Origin of the sequence: Pseudomonas alloputida, assembly GCF_021283545.2 — a bacterium.
In the GTDB taxonomy this organism is placed as follows: Bacteria; Pseudomonadota; Gammaproteobacteria; order Pseudomonadales; family Pseudomonadaceae; genus Aquipseudomonas; species Aquipseudomonas alloputida.
On record NZ_CP128540.1, the window covers coordinates 1,463,707 to 1,476,975 of the forward strand.

General features: G+C 60.0%; 21 protein-coding genes and 1 pseudogene. 16 read left to right on the forward strand and 6 right to left on the reverse strand.

What is annotated here, in order from left to right:
• Window positions 1-48 precede the first annotated feature (48 nt).
• The 5 genes and pseudogenes from csrA to LU682_RS06660 form a co-directional block, all read right to left on the reverse strand.
• Window positions 49-246 (reverse strand): annotated as a pseudogene (gene csrA / locus LU682_RS06640) (carbon storage regulator CsrA); the annotation flags it as partial.
• 50 nt (window positions 247-296) lie between these two features.
• Window positions 297-1,130 (reverse strand): SPFH domain-containing protein, encoded by an 834-nt coding sequence (locus LU682_RS06645; RefSeq protein WP_060489830.1) that lies wholly within the window; start codon window positions 1,128-1,130, stop codon window positions 297-299.
• Complete coding sequence (locus tag LU682_RS06650) at window positions 1,127-1,375, reverse strand: hypothetical protein (RefSeq protein ID WP_060489831.1); 249 nt, start codon at window positions 1,373-1,375, stop codon at window positions 1,127-1,129. Before LU682_RS06650 ends, LU682_RS06645 begins: the two co-directional genes overlap by 4 nt.
• Window positions 1,376-1,458: 83 nt before the next feature.
• Complete coding sequence (locus LU682_RS06655; protein WP_060489833.1) at window positions 1,459-1,842, reverse strand: response regulator transcription factor; 384 nt, start codon at window positions 1,840-1,842, stop codon at window positions 1,459-1,461.
• A gap of 129 nt (window positions 1,843-1,971) precedes the next feature.
• Complete coding sequence (locus tag LU682_RS06660) at window positions 1,972-2,787, reverse strand: LexA family transcriptional regulator (protein WP_156351404.1); 816 nt, start codon at window positions 2,785-2,787, stop codon at window positions 1,972-1,974.
• Between the two features lie 107 nt (window positions 2,788-2,894).
• Between LU682_RS06660 and LU682_RS06665 the strand changes: the two genes are divergently transcribed.
• The 14 genes from LU682_RS06665 (at window position 2,895) to LU682_RS06730 (ending at window position 11,897) form a co-directional block, all read left to right on the forward strand.
• On the forward strand, window positions 2,895-3,188 hold the full coding sequence (locus LU682_RS06665) for a Cro/CI family transcriptional regulator (protein WP_082423991.1): 294 nt from the start codon (window positions 2,895-2,897) through the stop codon (window positions 3,186-3,188).
• Between the two features lie 316 nt (window positions 3,189-3,504).
• Window positions 3,505-3,870, forward strand: a complete 366-nt coding sequence (locus LU682_RS06670; protein ID WP_232108449.1) for a hypothetical protein — start codon at window positions 3,505-3,507, stop codon at window positions 3,868-3,870.
• Window positions 3,867-4,391 (forward strand): helix-turn-helix domain-containing protein, encoded by a 525-nt coding sequence (locus LU682_RS06675; RefSeq protein WP_232108450.1) that lies wholly within the window; start codon window positions 3,867-3,869, stop codon window positions 4,389-4,391. Before LU682_RS06670 ends, LU682_RS06675 begins: the two co-directional genes overlap by 4 nt.
• Window positions 4,388-4,696: a hypothetical protein gene (locus tag LU682_RS06680; protein ID WP_060489837.1), complete on the forward strand. Its 309-nt coding sequence runs from the start codon at window positions 4,388-4,390 to the stop codon at window positions 4,694-4,696. Before LU682_RS06675 ends, LU682_RS06680 begins: the two co-directional genes overlap by 4 nt.
• Window positions 4,693-5,439, forward strand: coding sequence for a hypothetical protein (locus tag LU682_RS06685; RefSeq protein ID WP_060489839.1), 747 nt, complete (start codon window positions 4,693-4,695; stop codon window positions 5,437-5,439). Before LU682_RS06680 ends, LU682_RS06685 begins: the two co-directional genes overlap by 4 nt.
• Complete coding sequence (locus LU682_RS06690) at window positions 5,436-5,960, forward strand: hypothetical protein (RefSeq protein ID WP_060489840.1); 525 nt, start codon at window positions 5,436-5,438, stop codon at window positions 5,958-5,960. The genes LU682_RS06685 and LU682_RS06690 overlap by 4 nt, the downstream gene beginning before the upstream one ends.
• Before the next feature lie 4 nt (window positions 5,961-5,964).
• Window positions 5,965-6,699, forward strand: a complete 735-nt coding sequence (locus LU682_RS06695; RefSeq protein ID WP_060489841.1) for a helix-turn-helix domain-containing protein — start codon at window positions 5,965-5,967, stop codon at window positions 6,697-6,699.
• Window positions 6,680-7,480: an ATP-binding protein gene (locus LU682_RS06700; RefSeq protein WP_060489842.1), complete on the forward strand. Its 801-nt coding sequence runs from the start codon at window positions 6,680-6,682 to the stop codon at window positions 7,478-7,480. Before LU682_RS06695 ends, LU682_RS06700 begins: the two co-directional genes overlap by 20 nt.
• Window positions 7,477-8,859, forward strand: coding sequence for a replicative DNA helicase (locus tag LU682_RS06705; RefSeq protein WP_232885743.1), 1,383 nt, complete (start codon window positions 7,477-7,479; stop codon window positions 8,857-8,859). Before LU682_RS06700 ends, LU682_RS06705 begins: the two co-directional genes overlap by 4 nt.
• Complete coding sequence (locus LU682_RS06710; RefSeq protein WP_060489844.1) at window positions 8,856-9,200, forward strand: Lar family restriction alleviation protein; 345 nt, start codon at window positions 8,856-8,858, stop codon at window positions 9,198-9,200. Before LU682_RS06705 ends, LU682_RS06710 begins: the two co-directional genes overlap by 4 nt.
• The gene (locus LU682_RS06715; protein ID WP_060489845.1) at window positions 9,197-10,531 is read left to right on the forward strand and encodes a tyrosine-type recombinase/integrase; all 1,335 of its coding nucleotides are present in this window, start codon (window positions 9,197-9,199) and stop codon (window positions 10,529-10,531) included. The genes LU682_RS06710 and LU682_RS06715 overlap by 4 nt, the downstream gene beginning before the upstream one ends.
• Window positions 10,524-10,811 (forward strand): hypothetical protein, encoded by a 288-nt coding sequence (locus LU682_RS06720; protein ID WP_060489846.1) that lies wholly within the window; start codon window positions 10,524-10,526, stop codon window positions 10,809-10,811. The genes LU682_RS06715 and LU682_RS06720 overlap by 8 nt, the downstream gene beginning before the upstream one ends.
• On the forward strand, window positions 10,808-11,197 hold the full coding sequence (locus tag LU682_RS06725; protein ID WP_060489847.1) for an antiterminator Q family protein: 390 nt from the start codon (window positions 10,808-10,810) through the stop codon (window positions 11,195-11,197). Before LU682_RS06720 ends, LU682_RS06725 begins: the two co-directional genes overlap by 4 nt.
• Window positions 11,198-11,387: 190 nt before the next feature.
• Complete coding sequence (locus LU682_RS06730) at window positions 11,388-11,897, forward strand: acyloxyacyl hydrolase (RefSeq protein ID WP_060489848.1); 510 nt, start codon at window positions 11,388-11,390, stop codon at window positions 11,895-11,897.
• A gap of 339 nt (window positions 11,898-12,236) precedes the next feature.
• Here LU682_RS06730 and LU682_RS29940 read toward each other — a convergent pair whose 3' ends face one another.
• Window positions 12,237-12,509, reverse strand: coding sequence for an ECs_2282 family putative zinc-binding protein (locus LU682_RS29940; protein WP_413247405.1), 273 nt, complete (start codon window positions 12,507-12,509; stop codon window positions 12,237-12,239).
• Window positions 12,510-12,542: 33 nt separating this feature from the next.
• Between LU682_RS29940 and LU682_RS06740 the strand changes: the two genes are divergently transcribed.
• On the forward strand, window positions 12,543-12,917 hold the full coding sequence (locus LU682_RS06740) for a putative holin (protein ID WP_060489850.1): 375 nt from the start codon (window positions 12,543-12,545) through the stop codon (window positions 12,915-12,917).
• Window positions 12,918-13,199 (forward strand): phage holin family protein, encoded by a 282-nt coding sequence (locus LU682_RS06745; RefSeq protein ID WP_060489851.1) that lies wholly within the window; start codon window positions 12,918-12,920, stop codon window positions 13,197-13,199.
• Window positions 13,200-13,269: the final 70 nt, after the last annotated feature.

Here is a 13,269-nt window from a genome sequence, read left to right on the forward strand (position 1 = left end):
GCGCCACTCCGATTCGGTGCGGTTGGCGTACAGCGGTTCGGACCGGTCGGGCTCAGGTTGATTTGCCGGCGCCGATTGCTGCAGACCGGCCTGGATGCGCTCGAAGATTTCCTCGCGGTGCACAGCTACGCCTTCCGGAGCTTCGATGCCGAGGCGCACCTGGCTGCCCTTCACGCCCAGCACAACAACGGTGATGTTGTCGGAAATCTTGATGGATTCGCCGATCTTTCTGGTGAGGATTAGCATGGTCAAACTCCTGTAGGGGTAGGGGTGATGACATTCACCACCCCTTGCGATCACTTGATGCCGATGAAGGGAAGAGGGGCTTGCCCGCCGGTATAGGTCGGCAGCTTGCCGTCCCACTTCTCAACGGCGTTGAGGGTCACCACGTCGGGATTGGCACGCAGCGCCTGGGCGCGGACCTCGATCGCCTTGGCATCTGCCTGAGCAATCAGCAGCTTGGCGTCGGCCTCGCCTTGGGCGCGAGCGCGCTCCTTGTCTGCCTCGGCCTTGGCCTGTGCGACCTCATTACGGCGCTGTTCAGCCATCTGGGTTGCCTGGATCTTGGCATTGAGGCTGTTGGTCACTTGAGGCGGCAGGGCCAGATCGGAGGCGTAATAGATCCGCTCGAGGTTGATGCCGATTGGCGCAACCTGGGTGCGCACACGCTTTTCCACCGCTGTGAGGAGGTCGGCCTTGCCTGCGCCGTACACGCTTTCCACCGGGAGGGTGGAGGCAACGTCATTGAAAGCGTCGCGGACCATGTTGCGCAGGAACTTGTTGGTGATCTCGTCTATGCCGGCGCGGTACTTCTGGAACAGGGTGGTGACCTTGTCCGGAGCGACTGCATAGGTGATACCCACGTCGCCGCCGACCTTCATGCCCTCGACGGTTTGGAAGGTGATCGTCTCGTCGCCAGTCCAGGTCTCGGTCTGGGTAAAGGTCGGGAACAGGTATAGCTCTTCGTTGATGCCAACCCAGTACTTGCCGGTGCCGACTTCCTTGAGCTCAACGCCCTTTTCCGAGCCGTACAGGTTCACGATGACGCCGACGTTGCCAGCCGGAACCTTTGAGCATCCGCCCAGGACGGCGAGAGCACACAGCGATACAGCAGCGAGTAAACGCTTCATTGGTCTTCCTCATTGGTGATTGCCGCAGAAGCGCGGCGCTTGTTGAAAAGGTGGTAGGCGAGGGCGATCGACCCGATCAGCCAGATGGCGATCAGTGCCAGGCCGATAATCACCAGGGCGTCGGATTCGCTGCTGACCAGGGATGGCGCGATGAAGCGCAGTACTGCCAGCGAAATGATCGCGTACAGAAATGCGCAAGTCAGATTGATCAGCAGGTCCAGCGTTCTGATTGAGGGTGGTTTCATCACTTTCTCCAGGGCGAGCAAAGGCCCGCCGCGTTTGTTGGCTTTCGCAAAAATCAGGGTTGGATCAGGTCAGGTGGCTAGTTTCACGCCACCGCCAGGGCGCATTCAGCGCGCCGGGTTGCTACTCGTAATTCCACTTTCCGGCCTTGACCGCCGCCTCGACGTATACGGGTGAAATCGTGGTCATCACCGATCATTCCGTGAATGGCCATGATCACTGCTAGGGTAGTAGCTGCTGGATTGATCAGTCCGCGCTTGAACGCCTCAAGAACCAAGGCCCGAATACTTCCAGCCCCTAATTTCAAACGCGCACTTTCCAAGCGCTTTTTGAGAGTTGCCGGGCTGATATTCATCTCTCTGGCAGCCTCTTTAACTGTCCGGTCGTTCGCGCAGTGCAGTACGCCTTCAAGCTCACGTGGGGCGAGCAAGCCTTGGATTCCATGCCAATTACCAACAGTCATTTCCATATCGCCACCCGAGAGTGTGTTCGTCGTTGGGAAGGAAATTATCAGCGGTTATACAATCGGTCAATAACCTGCGGTCATATTTTTTCAGGTGACGTAAAAAAGCCCGGGGTCTCCGGGCTTAGAAGTGCGTTAGCGACGGCGTGATCTGCGGACTGTGGACCACCAGAAGACCCGCCCCAGCATCTTGACCTCTCGCTGCCAATCCTCGGCGCTCATGATCTCGTCCGGATACTCGTGACTGTTCTCGCTGCTGATACGTACCGCCCCATGGGGTAGGCGGTAGAGGTACTTTACCCTCAACATGCCCCCATGATTGAAGGCGTAGATGTCGCCGTCATAGATCAGCGTGTCGCTCATATCGAAGCCAATAGCTGCGCCATCAAGAATCAAACGCTCCATGCTTGAGCCTTTGATCCGAGCGACTGCGGCGCTGTTGCTATTCACGCCGGCGGCGCGAAGGGTGTCTTTGCTGAATCGCAGTTGTCTGCCGGCGATTTCCGCGACCTCAGTCATTCCATTTCCACCAGCAAACTCAACCTCTGCAAAGTAAGGCACCTCTACCTCATCGCTATCGACGGGGTCACCGTCCTCCCAGGCGGAAAGCGAACCGAGCAGCTCCATGTCGTCGCCCTTTCTAGGCTGCGTGGTCTCGACGCCCAGTTGCGATGGTCCAGCAGCATTGGGCAAAGCATCCCCGAGCTCTTTCGCAAGACGAGGGCTGAAGTCCTCCACTGACACGTTGAGGGCTTTCGCGAAGCCGAGCGCGATAGGCAGGTTCAGGGCGTTTACCCCGTTCATGTACATCGAAACGGCTGACTGGGTGATGCCTAACTTTTCGGCAAGGCTCATCTGGCTGAGCCCGTGATTGCTCTTGCTGGCCAGGTAGACGGCCTTCAGGGCCTGGCATTCAGCGAGCTCTTCTGGAGTGAGGGTGCGCTTTTTCATACCGTCCATTGTATAACCGTAGATTATGGGCGACAAATACCGCAGGTATTTACAAAAGAATCACCGCAGGTTATTTTTCCCGGTAATAGCCACTTTCAGGTAGCCCCATGACGCCTGTATCTCTAACCCATTTCGTTGACTGCCGAGGACAGAAAGATGCTGCGCGGCGTCTCGGGCTTTCACAGGCAGCGGTAAGCAAAGCTGTCCGATCTGGAAGAACCATTTACGTTGTCAGCCTCGGGGCTGATCGCTGCGCTGCATTTGAAATCCGGTCATTTCCTGCCGTAGGAGCAAGCGGCAAGACCCTTGCCGACCTTGAAGAAATGATCACAGTTTCTGTGCAATCGGCACAGCCTCTCCATGGATCTGTTCATTCATACAGTGCTGAGGTTTTGCCGTGAGCTTGGACACCGAGAGCAAATGCAGTGACTTCGGTGTCACCTGCCGAGCGCTTCAAGGATTCTCTTTGCCTAAAGGGCCTCTTGCGGGCCTTCCAATGGCGACCACTTGTCGCTTGAATCATTCGACAAAAATTCAAGCGCATTTTGCGCTTTCAAAGGAGTGTGAAGTGCGCGAGCAATCATCTAGTCCGCCCGCCCGCCCAGGGTAAAGGCGCCTAATTTTGTGATTTGGACAAGAACAATCCTCTTCGTCCAGGCACAAAAAAACCCGCTTGCCGGCGGGTTCTTTAAATCCAGTCCCTTGCAGGGGACCTTCTTGAAACGTCTTTCATTAGGAGACGGCGATATGTCGCACCCAAAAAATACCACCGCGCAATCATCGGTGCAAGCAATCCTCACCACCAAGGTGGGGTTCTTGAATGCTCCAATCAGCCCAGTTGCCGACCAGTTGCTCAGCGTTGATGCTGGGATGAACGCCGAAGACGCTCTGCGCGCGGCCCGTACCCTGTCTTCCGGCCTGAGCCAACTCTGCCAACACATGCACGACAGCCTGAACATGGGTGAGATGGCGTACTGTGATGGCATGGCCGCCCTGAGCTTCCTGGGAGAGACCGTAAGCGCATTGGTTTGGTCGGTTGAAAAGAGCGTTGCCGCCGCTGCGGGCCGCGGGGGTGAGCAATGAGACCTCAAGCCGAAACTCTTTCGAGCCCGTTCGCCACGTATGGCCTGCACGATGTGCTTGAGGCTGCTGGAGATATTCCCGTTCATGAATCCTTGGGCGCCGCCACCGATCGCCTTGAGGCCGTTTTGGCCGGCCTGCGTGAGCTGATGCAGGACCCTACCGTCACGCAGCACGCCACACTCGTATTTTATGCAGCGGAGTCAGCGCTGGCGCTCGTTTATGCAGCGCATGCCGGCGTTGATCCGGAGATGGAAGGCGCGCCACAAAACAGCACCTTACCCGAACGTGGTGCGCCACCTGTCGATGGCCCCTGCAGAACAATAGGTGAACGCCTTGTTCTTGCTCGTGCATGGGCGGGTCTGACCCAGTCCAAGCTGGCGAAGAAGATTGGCATCGAACAGGCATCAATCTCGCAGCTTGAGAGGGGGGAATCCCAGCGCAGTACGTACGTTGCAGAAATGGCTCGTGCTTGCGGCGTTAGCACGGACTGGCTGGCCTTCGGATCGGAGGCGTCAGCATGAGCCATTCAACTAGCCAAGTTATCCCAGCATGGCAGGGCGGCGGAGCGCAATGTGAGATCGTCTATGACGTAACCCTCACCGCCGCGGAAATCTCACGCTTCAACGAAGCCCGCGAGGCGTTCCGGGCCATCAAAAGCCTGTATTGGTCGAAGGTTGTCCCTGGTCTCGGCGGCTTTGATAACCCCGTAGTGTGCGAGCTTGAGCGCCTTATGGAGCGTGTCGTCTTCGACACGCGCAACTTCCTCTACCCCCATCGTGACGCTGCAGCCTCCCACGAAGCAAAAGATGTGGGAGGTGCGGCATGAATCTGCCTTCTACCGCCTTCACCACCATGGACACCCCTGAGCTGCTGGCGCTCGTCAATGAAGCCCGCGCTGCGTTCGGCGAAGGGGCGGTCCGTCATAACGATTTCGTTGCTCGCTGCAAGGATGAGCTCGACGGGGAGCACTACGAAACTTTCGTAGTGCAAAATTTGAACAACACGCAGTCCGAAGGGCTTCGACTCACCGCTGACCAATGCAAGCTGGTCGCCATGCGCGAGTCGAAGGGCGTGCGCCGTCGCGTGCTTGCTCGACTGAACGAACTGGAGGGGCAGCAGGCCCGACCGATGACCCAGGCCGAGCTCATTGCCGCCAGTGCGAACCAGCTGGTCGCCATCGAGCGGCAGCAGGCGGCCCACCAGGTGGCGCTGGAGCGCGTCGAAGATCGCACGACCAAGCTTGAACAGGTCCGCTATCTCGATTCCGTGCCCAGCGGCTTCGAGACCATCACCACGATCCGCGACCGCATCAACAATCGCCATGGCCTGCCGGCCTGGGTGGTCAACGCGGTGATGCGTGAAGTGTCAGGGGCACCGCTGCCATTTGCCATGGTGCGCAGCCGCCATTCCGACGAAGGGGGGCAGCCTTTCGCGATCTGGCCCAAGCCGGCAATCACGCGCCGATTTGACCAGTTCGTGGAGCAATGCGCGTACGTCACATCCGAGCGTGCAACCCATCCGGAGATCCCACAAGGGCGATTCAAGATCAACCCGAGGGCGCCGCAATGACCGACAACGTGATTCCTCTGTTCGGCCGGGAGCCCACCGATCCGGTGGTGATCAACGAGGCGTATTTCGAACCATTGACCAACGACCAGCTCGCGTACCGGGCCTGGAACCACTGCGACCTGGCTGAGGAAATCTTCTTCTCGGATGAGGCAGAGGAAGACTCTCTGCGAGAAGCCAAGTTTGAAGTGCTCATGGCTCAGTGGGCTTTGCGGGTGCTGGTTCGGCGACTAACCGGGTTCCCTGCCCTTGAGCTTCGGGAGCAGGTGAACAAGGCGTTTCTTGAACGGCTTGCAATCGATCCGGACGGACTGGCTGCAGCGACTGAGCCCTGCGGCGGCGAATCGTTGGTGATGGACCCATGGCCCAGTTACGCCGGGGCTCGAAATTTGCCTGAGCGCGAGCGGTGGGTGGTTTACAGCACAGCCAAGGCATATCGGGTCGCGCTGGAAGAGCAGGGCATCGCGGTGGCTGAACCCTACGACCAGTTTGTCCAGCGGATCACCGCTGAGTTGGAGATCTGAACCCATGAGCATGGAATTGATGGTCAAGGCCATGAAGACCAAGGTCGGCAACCCGCTGCGCAAGCTGGTGCTGATCAAGCTGGCGGACAACGCCAGCGACCAGGGCGAGTGCTGGCCGTCTTATCAGCACATTGCCGATCAATGCGAGATCGCACGCTCGACCGTAAAAGCGCACATCCGCGAGCTTGAGAAAGCAGGTTTGGTGCGCCGAGAGTTTCGTCGTATTGGCGAACTGAACCAGTCGAACCTGTTTCACCTGAACCTACCTGATGGGGCGGGAGCTGCCCCAGTCGGTGGGGCGGCAGAAATCCTAGGTGGGGCGGGAGAAAACCCAGGGGGTGGGGCGGCAGCTGCCCCCAGAACCAGTCACCTTTCTGAACCAGTCAAGGAACCTAAACCTAAGTGCACTTCGGTGGCGGATGGGTTCGAGCAGTTCTGGAAGCTGTACCCGAAAAAGAAGAGCCGGAAGGACGCACTGAAGGCTTGGAGCAAGATCAACCCTGACGCAGAACTGCAGGCCGTGATGATCACCGCTCTGGCCCAGCACTGCGTGTCGCGGGATTGGACCAAGAATGCCGGCCAGTACGTGCCGATGGCCTCCACCTGGCTCAACGGCGAGCGCTGGCACGACGTTCTGCAACCAGCTGGCGCAGCTGCCCAAGGCAGCGCATTCAACAACCTTCCGCAGCACACCGATGACATGTACCAGGAGAGCCACGATGGCCGCTCGAATTTCTGATCTTTTCCACCGTCGCCCCTTCATGCGCATCTTCTCCGGCGAGTGCGCCGTGCACGGCCAGGTCGACATGACCGAAGTCGAGCAGCTGGACGGCTCGATGCTGGCGCGTGGCTGCAAGCGCTGCGCCTGGGAGGCATTGCACACCACGCGTCGCGACTCGGCTGAGCGCGCTCTGGCCACCGCCCAGCACAAAGTAGAGAAAGCCAACGAGGCCTTGATCGCTGCCGGTATCACGCCTCGCTTTGCTGGCGCGACCTTCGACAACTACCAGGTCGATGGAGACCCGCAGCGCAAGGCACTGGCGAAATGTCGGGCGTATGCTGAGCAGTTCCCGGCCAACTACCGCGCTGGCCGGTGCCTGCTGCTGACCGGCAACGTCGGTTGCGGCAAGACCCACCTGGGCAGCGCAATCGTCCGCGCGGTGGTGGCCGACCGCGGCGAGGCGCTGATCATTCCGGCTGGCGACATCGTGAGCATTGCCCGTGCGTCGATGACGCCTGGCTCTGGCTACACCGACCGTGACGTGGCAGTCCATCTTGGCGGCCTGGACCTGCTGGTGATCGATGAGATCGGTGCGCAGAAGGGCAGCGAGTACGAGCTGGGCCTGCTGCACAGCATCATCGACCGCCGGTATCAGTCCGTGCTGCCGACTGTGGTGATCAGCAACTTGAACGCTGACGGCCTCAAATCCTACATTGGCGAACGCGCCCTTGACCGATTGCGTCAGAACGGCGGGCAGCAAGTCGGGTTCACTTGGGAATCGAAGAGGGCTGCGGCATGAGGGCTCTCTACAGCGACGAGGCTGAGCACGGGGTGCTTGGTGCGGTCATTTACGCTTCGCTGCAGCAAGACGAAGGCCTGGTCGAGGACATGCTCGGCCAGATGACCTCGGCCGACTTCTATCACGCCGACAATGCGGCCCTGTTCGAGGCCATGCTGGAGTGCCGCGAGCAAGCCATGCCCATCGATCCGGTGACCTTGGGGGCAGTTCAACGGCTGCTCCCGGGTGGCGACAACGTCATGGCCTATGCCGCTGAGCTGGCCAGCAAGGTGCCTTCTCTGGCCAACTGGAAGGCCTACGCTAAGCATGTCAAGGAATGGGGCGTGATTCGGCGCATTCTTGACGTGGCAGGCGGCGCGCAGGAAATGGTGCAGGCCGGGGCACCTACCGGCGAAGTAATCGCCGCTGCCCAGCAGGCCATAGCAGACCTGCGCAATCTTGATGGCGAGGCCAAGGGTTACAAGCGGCTGGATCAATGGATGGGAGATGCCGCCGACCTGGTGGATGAAAAGCATCGAGGGGTGGCGCCGAAGTGGCCCTCCACGGGGCTCGAAAAGCTGGATGAGCTGGTCCAAGGCCTTCGCCCGAAGAAGGTGACCGTAATCGCCGGCCTGCCGGGCAGTGGCAAGACCACCCTGGCCCTGCAGATCGCACAGCACAACGCCGTCAAGGAGCGGAAGCCGTGGCTGGTGTTCTCCATCGAAATGCCCGGCGAAGAACTGGGGCTGCGCGCTATCGCCTCGCTTGGAGGGGTGGCTCTGCACAAGCTGGATAACCCGGCCCAGATGCGCGAAGACGACTGGGCCAGGATGAGCGGTGCCGTAGGATTGGCCCTGGAAGCCCCGCTCTTCGTCTGTGACGACCCGGTGCAGACGCCGTCCACTATTCGCGCCACGGCTCGGCAGTGCCAGCGCGAGCACGGACTGGCCGGCATCGTGGTCGACTACCTGACCCTGGTGCGCAGCGAGCGTGGTGGCCGATCTCGTACCGAGGAAGTGGGCAAGATCAGCAAGGCCCTGCTGCAGCTGGCCAAGGAAATGGCCATCCCGGTCATTGAGCTGGCCCAGCTGAACCGTGACTCAACCAAGCGCCCTGGGAAGAAGCCCCAATCCAGCGACCTGCGCGACTCTGGTGAGATCGAGGCCGACGCCAGCTGCATCCTGATGGTGCATCGCGACATGGATACGGAGCAGGGCCAGAACGGTCTCACGGAGATCCTGATGACCAAGTGTCGCCATGCGCGGGTTGGCAGCTGCATCGTCCAGCAGGAGGGGCAGTATGGCCGTTTCGCCACCTACGCCGGTTCGCTGCCCAGCGATGATGAGGTCGAGGCTGGGCGTGGCAGCTACGCCCAGCGCTACAAGGGGGCCGACCTGTGACCGAGCCAATCAAGATGGCGCCATGCCCATTCTGCGAAGGTCCGCCCTGCATCACGGCCAAGGATGAAGCCGGTACCGAAATTTCTGAGGGCCACACCTTCGACCCCTCTGACGAGTTCCCGATGGTCTCGGCGCACGTCTGGTGCCACGACTGCGGCGCGCAGGGGCCGAACATCGACACGCTGACCCTGGGCTCGTTCGAGTGCCTGTATGACCTGCAGGTGGCGGATGTGATGCGGATCGCTGTCGAGAGCTGGAACAACCGCCACGCGAAGGCCCGCGCCTGCTATGACGTTGGCGATCAGAAGGGCCTGAACCTATGGCCGAGGAGGGACGCATGAGCGACACCAAGACCCTCACCGTTACCCTCAGTGACGCGGAGATCCGCCGGCACGCTGCTGGTGAGGTCTTCCAGCTGCGCGACACCCGCCACCGGGAGTTGCGGTTCCGTTTCTCGACTGTGGACCGTTCCCGCGGCGCCTGGCACGTCGTGGTGCGTGGGCGCTGGGGCAAGGCTGGCGATTACCCGGGCATCAACACCAAGACCATGCTGACCACGCTGCCAGCGATCCTGGCTCGTCGTGCCGCCGATGCCGACGCCAAGTCCACCACCACCAGCTGGGCCACGGTGGGCGATGTGCTGGCGTGGTACCGCGATCGGATGAACCGTGACCGTGGCCTGTCGGCCAAACGCAAGGCCAGCGCCAAGTCAGCGCTTGATCGCCACCTGGTGCCGCGCCTTGGTGACTTGCCGCTGGTCGAGACCAACAAGCAGGCGATCGACCAGCGCCTGATGTGGCCGCTGCAGGAGCGCTATGCCCTGTCCTTCGTGCGCTCGGTCTACGGCGTCCTTTCGGTCGCGTTTCGCCAGGCCCTGCGTCTGGACATGCTGCCAGCCAATCCCATGGCCTCGCTGAAGTTCACCGACTTCGTGCGAACCCGGATCAGGCCGCGACCGGCGCGACTGCGCGGGGATGATGTGCCGGCCCTGCTGGCGGTGATGGCCGAGCGCTTCGAGGTGGAGCCGGCGGGCTGCATGCTGGCCCTGATGATGCTGTGCCACGGTTCGCGGCTGGGTGAGACCCGGCTGGCGCGCTGGCGCAATGTCAACCTTGAGTCGAGGCGCTGGTTCATCCCGGCGGGTGACACGAAGACCAAGGCCGAGCACACGCTGCCGCTGACCGCCCAGGCTTGCGCACTGCTCCGCCGGTACCAGCGCCTGCAGGCCGCCCAGGGTTACACCGGCCTGCTGTTGTTCCCGGGCAGCCACGGTGCACCGCTGAGCCCGAGCAAGGCCAACACCTTGTTCACCGATCTGGCCAAGGGCGAGTGGTCAAGCCATGACCTGCGCAAGGTGGCCCGCACAGCGTGGACCGACCTCGGCGTGGATTACATGGTGGGCGAGCTGCTGCTGAACCACGCCATGAAGGATCTCGACGCCACCTACATCCACACCACGGCCGAAGGGCTGAAGCGTCAGGCTCTGGAGGCCTGGCACCAGCACCTCGACGGGCAGGGGTTCGCCGTCATTCACACCGAGACATTGCTGGGACAGAAAACCGGGCCTGTAGCCGTTGACGCCACTACCTGGGCGGGTTGCGGCACCTCACAGCATCCATCCCAAGGGAGGATGTTTAATCAAAAATTCAAGCGAGGAGATGGCCATGAGTAACGTCGCTGCGGTCATGCCGCACAAGATCCTGACCCCGGTGGAGCGGGAATTTCTAAAGAAGGGCAACCGCATGATGCTGGACAAGCCCAATGGCCGTATGGGCGCTGCTGCTCTGATGGACATCGTGGTGGACTGGCTTGGTTCGCGGGCCAGCCATGGCTTTGAGCAGTACGCCAAGGCCTGGATCATCCAAGGTGGGGCCAAGAACAAGCACGCCTATATGCTGCTGTGCGAACTGTTCGGCCTAGACACCGACCCAACGCCCCGGAGGGCTGCATGAAGAAACGAACCTACGTGGACAAGGCCCTCGGCGACACTGAGTACATGCTTGAGCAGTGGGGTTGGTGGCGGATGTGCGAGATGGGGGTACCTCGCTACGTGTCACCGCTATACGCGCTTATGCGCGACAACGTGCCCAGCGAGGGCGGTATTCGGCAGCACGTCATCACCGACGATCTGGCGCTGATCATCGATGGCGCCGTGGCCAGGCTGACAAAGCGCAACCAGCAGATGGGTGACTTTGTGTGGGCCTACTACGGCTCAAAGCACCCGGCTATGCGAGTCGGAAGGGAGGCGGGCATGTCTGAGCGAAAGGCAAGGGAGATTATCAAGGCTGGTGTGGCATGGATCGATTGCGCGCTCGAAGAAATCCGAGTGGCTGCGTAAAAAGTTCTATGCGGGCGGATAAACACCTGTTTTCATAGCAGCGTGTCCAGCTTGCAAGCAACGTGACACCTACAAACCCTAGCTATCTCGCTGGGGTTTTTTTATTGGTTTTTTGTAGCGCAGCGGAACGAATTGATGGCACTCTGATTCTGATAGCTTTCTGAGAAAAAACCATCAGGACTCCGTGATCATGAAAAAAATTATCGCTGCTGCCGTGTTTTCACTTTTGGCCTCTGGAGCCCAAGCCGCTGATCTATCCGGCGCTATCGGTGCTACAAGCCAGGGCGGCTTGACCGCTCGTGCAGCAGTAGGCTTTAACTGGGATAAGAGCTGGTTAGAAAGCAGCACTGGCCGCCTAACCGGTTATTGGGATGCTGGCTACACCTATTGGGAAGCTGGGGACGCTTCCGGTGGAGCCCACTCGCTGTCATTCTCCCCTGTGTTCGTTTACGAGTTTGGCAACGGCAACGTTAAACCCTTCATCGAAGCCGGTATCGGTGTTGCGGTGTTCTCTGGCACTTCCGCAGGTGACCAGAATTTTGGATCGTCCTTCAACTTTGAAGATCGCATTGGGGCAGGCTTGAAGATCGGCGAGACGCAAAAGGTTGGCATCCGAGCGATCCACTATTCCAACGCTGGCATCAAGCAACCGAACGACGGCATCGAGTCATACTCGCTGTTCTACAGCCACCGAATTTGAAGGCTTTCCCCCTCTTGCCCGCTCAGTGCGGGCTTTTTTTTATGTTGTTGATCTGCGGCTTTTATCTCCGGGCTGACTCATTGAGTATTAGCCGCTCCTGGCAGGAGTGATGACATGCCTAAAGTTTTTGTGAGAACATCGAATTCCGAGCTTTTGCATAGCCGTAGCAGTCTATGTTGGCTAGTTCGGAATACCCGGTCGCGAGGCCGGGTTTTTCATTGAAGCCTCGGGACCTGCCGGGGCTTTCTTCGTTCTGGAGGATGCATGGAAAAGCTACAACTCGACGTAGAGGTTGAGGACGCCGCTGATTTCCTGCGCCCTCTGGCTGAGGCGCTCAGGTCACTTGAAAAGTTTCCCGAGTTGCCGCTGCAGGTCTTTCGTGACCTTGTCGCCAACAGCCTTCACGAGCTTTCCGTAAGTCTCGACAGCACCGCACTTGCCGCAGGTGATCTTCGAGTTGTTGTTCGGCCTAGACGGAATATCGAACTTGTCACTGCCGCACTTCGCGCACTTGAGGGTTACATTCATCGTTTTTCGCTCCCTGAAAAGTTTTGGATGGAAGCCCGACGATAGCACGTAGCCACCTTTTTCTCGTACTCGAGGGCTCGCCATTTCGGCGGGCCCTCTTGTTTCCGGAGCACCCCTATGGCCGAACCAAGTACCGGCGCCCTCGCAGTGACCGGCCTACTTGCCAGCGTCAGCCTGGGTGCTGCCTTCCCGCAGTTGGACCTGGCCACGCTCGTCGGCTCTTTCGGCGGGGCTTTCTTCTACGTCGTATTCGCCAAGGACATGAGCACCTGGCGCCGGATCGGCTACCTGCTGACTGGCTGGATCGGTGGCTACTTCGGTGCTGCCGAATTGATGGGCTGGGCTTGGACCAAGACAGCAGGGTTCAGCGCCTTCGTGTGTGGCGCTCTGTGCGTGATCACGTTCTCTGGCCTCATCGAGTGGATGCAGACCGGCCAGCCGCCAAGGTGGTGGGCTTGGTTCTTCCGCCTCCGGGCCAGGAAGGAGGGTTGAATGGCCGCTGTTATTCAGGCCGCATTGTGCGCCGTCATCTTCGTGATGATTGGACTGCGCTATCGGCCTTATCCCGATGCCCGCTACAAGCTGGGCGTGTCCCTGATGGCCTGGGCCGCATGCGCGGTCACAGGAATGCAGTGCGTGAGCCTCATAGGCCGCATGGTGCTGCATGACGAGTTCGCCGACGTGTCCTGGTTCAACACTGCGTTCTACCTGCTGGCCGCCATGCTGGTGTGTCGGGCCAAGGGGAACGTGGCCAAGATCGTGCGGGTTGAATGATCCGCGCCACGAATTCGACATGCGCCGTTTCGTGGCGCGAACGCAACTAACAGATGCCTAGCTTCCAGGC

Bases quoted from the DNA above. Each gene is read 5' to 3' on its own strand.
- LU682_RS06645 (WP_060489830.1), bottom strand. From the start codon at position 1,130: ATGAAGCGTTTACTCGCTGCTGTATCGCTGTGTGCTCTCGCCGTCCTG.
- LU682_RS06650 (WP_060489831.1), bottom strand. From the start codon at position 1,375: ATGAAACCACCCTCAATCAGAACGCTGGACCTGCTGATCAATCTGACT.
- LU682_RS06655 (WP_060489833.1), bottom strand. From the start codon at position 1,842: ATGGAAATGACTGTTGGTAATTGGCATGGAATCCAAGGCTTGCTCGCC.
- LU682_RS06660 (WP_156351404.1), bottom strand. From the start codon at position 2,787: ATGAAAAAGCGCACCCTCACTCCAGAAGAGCTCGCTGAATGCCAGGCC.
- LU682_RS06665 (WP_082423991.1), top strand. From the start codon at position 2,895: ATGACGCCTGTATCTCTAACCCATTTCGTTGACTGCCGAGGACAGAAA.
- LU682_RS06675 (WP_232108450.1), top strand. From the start codon at position 3,867: ATGAGACCTCAAGCCGAAACTCTTTCGAGCCCGTTCGCCACGTATGGC.
- LU682_RS06680 (WP_060489837.1), top strand. From the start codon at position 4,388: ATGAGCCATTCAACTAGCCAAGTTATCCCAGCATGGCAGGGCGGCGGA.
- LU682_RS06685 (WP_060489839.1), top strand. From the start codon at position 4,693: ATGAATCTGCCTTCTACCGCCTTCACCACCATGGACACCCCTGAGCTG.
- LU682_RS06690 (WP_060489840.1), top strand. From the start codon at position 5,436: ATGACCGACAACGTGATTCCTCTGTTCGGCCGGGAGCCCACCGATCCG.
- LU682_RS06695 (WP_060489841.1), top strand. From the start codon at position 5,965: ATGAGCATGGAATTGATGGTCAAGGCCATGAAGACCAAGGTCGGCAAC.
- LU682_RS06700 (WP_060489842.1), top strand. From the start codon at position 6,680: ATGGCCGCTCGAATTTCTGATCTTTTCCACCGTCGCCCCTTCATGCGC.
- LU682_RS06705 (WP_232885743.1), top strand. From the start codon at position 7,477: ATGAGGGCTCTCTACAGCGACGAGGCTGAGCACGGGGTGCTTGGTGCG.
- LU682_RS06715 (WP_060489845.1), top strand. From the start codon at position 9,197: ATGAGCGACACCAAGACCCTCACCGTTACCCTCAGTGACGCGGAGATC.
- LU682_RS06720 (WP_060489846.1), top strand. From the start codon at position 10,524: ATGAGTAACGTCGCTGCGGTCATGCCGCACAAGATCCTGACCCCGGTG.
- LU682_RS06725 (WP_060489847.1), top strand. From the start codon at position 10,808: ATGAAGAAACGAACCTACGTGGACAAGGCCCTCGGCGACACTGAGTAC.
- LU682_RS06730 (WP_060489848.1), top strand. From the start codon at position 11,388: ATGAAAAAAATTATCGCTGCTGCCGTGTTTTCACTTTTGGCCTCTGGA.
- LU682_RS29940 (WP_413247405.1), bottom strand. From the start codon at position 12,509: ATGGCGAGCCCTCGAGTACGAGAAAAAGGTGGCTACGTGCTATCGTCG.
- LU682_RS06740 (WP_060489850.1), top strand. From the start codon at position 12,543: ATGGCCGAACCAAGTACCGGCGCCCTCGCAGTGACCGGCCTACTTGCC.
- LU682_RS06745 (WP_060489851.1), top strand. From the start codon at position 12,918: ATGGCCGCTGTTATTCAGGCCGCATTGTGCGCCGTCATCTTCGTGATG.